Source organism: Lancefieldella parvula, assembly GCF_963530955.1.
Lineage (GTDB): Bacteria > Actinomycetota > Coriobacteriia > Coriobacteriales > Atopobiaceae > Lancefieldella > Lancefieldella parvula_A.
Genome location: NZ_CAUSFQ010000126.1, coordinates 1 through 2732 on the forward strand (window position 1 = coordinate 1; position 2732 = coordinate 2732).

At 43.0% G+C, this 2732-nt stretch carries 2 protein-coding genes; both read left to right on the forward strand.

What is annotated here, in order from left to right; translation table 11 throughout:
* Nucleotides 1-498 precede the first annotated feature (498 nt).
* The gene (locus RWJ43_RS06590) at nt 499-1587 is read left to right on the forward strand and encodes an SGNH/GDSL hydrolase family protein (RefSeq protein ID WP_314009128.1); all 1089 of its coding nucleotides are present in this window, start codon (nt 499-501) and stop codon (nt 1585-1587) included.
* A 98-nt stretch (nt 1588-1685) separates the two neighbouring features.
* Nucleotides 1686-2732, forward strand: a 1047-nt coding sequence (locus RWJ43_RS06595; RefSeq protein WP_314009130.1) for an HD domain-containing protein, incomplete at its 3' end; no start/stop codon positions are given.

Sequence of the window (2732 nt, forward strand, 5' to 3'; positions counted from 1 at the left end):
TTTAACAGATTATCCGACTTAGGTGTGTTTTGAACTGCCTCCTATTTCTCGTGTCCAAGAAATGGGAGGCAGTTCACAGAAGAGGGTTTTATTCACCGGTTAAAGAAAATAAATAACATGGCTAATCTCAAATACGAGAGCAAAGGCAAGAAAAACTAAAAGTGAAATCTTTACCCATTTTTTATTTTCGCTTCTAAAAACGAGATAGCAATTAATAATCTCGAGCAGAATTGATACTAGAAAAAATAGTAATGGCGGAATAAGTCCCTGTTTCCACAGTAGTCGCGCGCCCTGATAGACAAGAAAACTAATAAGTAATACCGTGCGAAATGTTTTTGTAGAAATCGGTTCTGAAAAATTAAATATCTTCTCGCCAAACATATCTGTTGCCTCCCTATGGACAACAAGAACAGTTTATTTGTTGCTAAAGATTGTAATACTGTCTATTAACCTCGTAGTATATAACTATAGTAATTTAACTTGTGATTGGAGGTGCCTATGGAAGTGGGAGAGTGGAGCATTAGTTCTCCAGCATCCAAGTTTTTACTTGGTGCACCATGGTCAGAGAAACTTGTTCACGGATGGGTTCATCCGCTGCGTATCTCTCCCAATCAGCTTAGAGTTATTGACTCTTGTTCTTCTTGGCACCCCGGTCTTTTTAAACAGATGGTAGCGTGTACTTCAGATATTCAAGTTGCCTTTACCACGGACAGCTCAGAAGTGGTGCTTGATTTAAAAATTGACAAAGTTCCCAAGGGAGCCTCTTCTGTTTTACAGTTACTTAAAGCAGCGTATCTGAAAAAGCTCAGCTCTGTCTTTGTGACAGTTGATGGTAAACCTTACAAGAGCTTCTCACTGGATGATGCAGGTGAACAGACACTTTCTATTCATCTAGAAACAGAAACCTCTAAAGATGACCTTGCTAGACTTCCAGGTTTTAACGACACACATCACGTGTGTGTTTACTTGCCCTGTTTGCAGAGTGTTTCCGTTAAAAACGTTCGTGGCAACGGCACGTTTTTCTCGCCCGATGAGCCTAAGAAAAAGCTGGTGGTGTTTGGCGATTCTATTGCGCAGGGGTTTGTTGTGGAACGCCCAGATAAAACCTGGCCGCACTGTCTTGCTAAACGCATGAAGCTTGAGGTAGTTAACCAGGGAATTGGTGGACAAGTTTATCAGCCTGGCTCATATACGTTTATTGAGGATGCTTCTTTAGTTATTGTTGCACTAGGAGCAAATTATCGATACGAAAAATGCTCAAAGTCGCAGGTAACGTACGATATTCAAAATTCGTTCTGGCAGATTTCTCAGATGTATGCAGATACGCGCGTGGTGGTTCTGACACCTACGCCTTATTTTGAGGATGCGTATCCCACACACCCTTATTCTTGTTTCGTCGAGATTCCTCAAATTATTGAAGAGGTTGCCGGTAAGTTTGGTTTGCAGTGTATTTCTGGAGAAAAACTGTTACCTCAGGAGAAAAAATATTTTGCCGATGATGTGCATCCAAATTCTAAGGGTGCAGCACTTTTGGCAAAGAATCTGTTTGAAGCCTTAAAACAACCAGTTCAGGACAGTCTTTTTTAGACGTCAGGCCTCCCTAGAAGCTCTCTCAAAATTCAGCACGAGTTTTTGTCCGGTGAAACTTCTACACTAGAGGTGAAAAATATCTAGAGAGGATACACATGAACATCACTAATCCTTTTGCACCTCATATGACCGGGCAACTTTCAGAAGAAACTCAGGCCCTTGTGGCTGAGCAAATAGCTAAGGGCACCTTAAGCCCTTACGCGTGCAAAAATGAAGACATCATCCGCCGAGATTCTACCCATGATCAGGCATCACTTTTGCGTCCGGCTTTCATGCGAGATGTCGAGAAAATCATGCATACTCCTGCGTATAACAGGCTAAACGGCAAAACACAGGTCTTCTCGTTCCGCGCGCATGATGACATTACGCGCCGCGGCCTTCATGAGCAGCTTGTTTGTAGGGTTGCTAAAGATATTGGACGCGCACTTGGCCTTAACCTTGATTTGATCGAGGCAATTGCTCTTGGTCATGACGTGGGACATACTCCTTTTGGTCATGCAGGGGAGTATTTCCTCAATGATATTTATCACGAGCAAACGGGACGTTGGTTTTTCCACAACGTACAGAGCGTGCGCGTGCTTGACGGCCTCTATGCAAGAAACCTTTCTTTACAGACGCTTGACGGGGTAATTTGCCACAACGGCGAGTTTGAACAGCAGATACTTCAAATGAGTGATCTTTCAACTTTTGATGAGTTTGATAAGGTGGTAGAAGATTGCTGGGAGAGAGGTCCTCAGGCTATTGCACACCTGCGTCCTATGACGCTTGAAGGTTGCGTCATGCGCATCTCTGACATTATTGCCTATGTTGGAAAAGACAGACAGGATGCGCTTCGTGCAGGTGCTGCTACAGAAGAAACATTTGACGATGGTCTTGGTGGTGCTTATAACGCATGGGCTACTTCTGCTTTTGTTGCAGACATTGTTCAGAATAGCTTTGGTAAGCCTCAGATTTCTCTCTCAGAAGAGGCGTTTAAAGAGATGAAACGAGCAAAGCGCGAGAATTACAAGAAGGTTTATGGTGCATCAGAAGCCAATGGTGATTTCTCTGAAGACATTAAGCATCTGTTTGAGAAGTTGTACGAATACGACTTGTCCTCGCTTAAATCTGGTGATCAGAGCCTTGCAATCTTTAAGCATCAT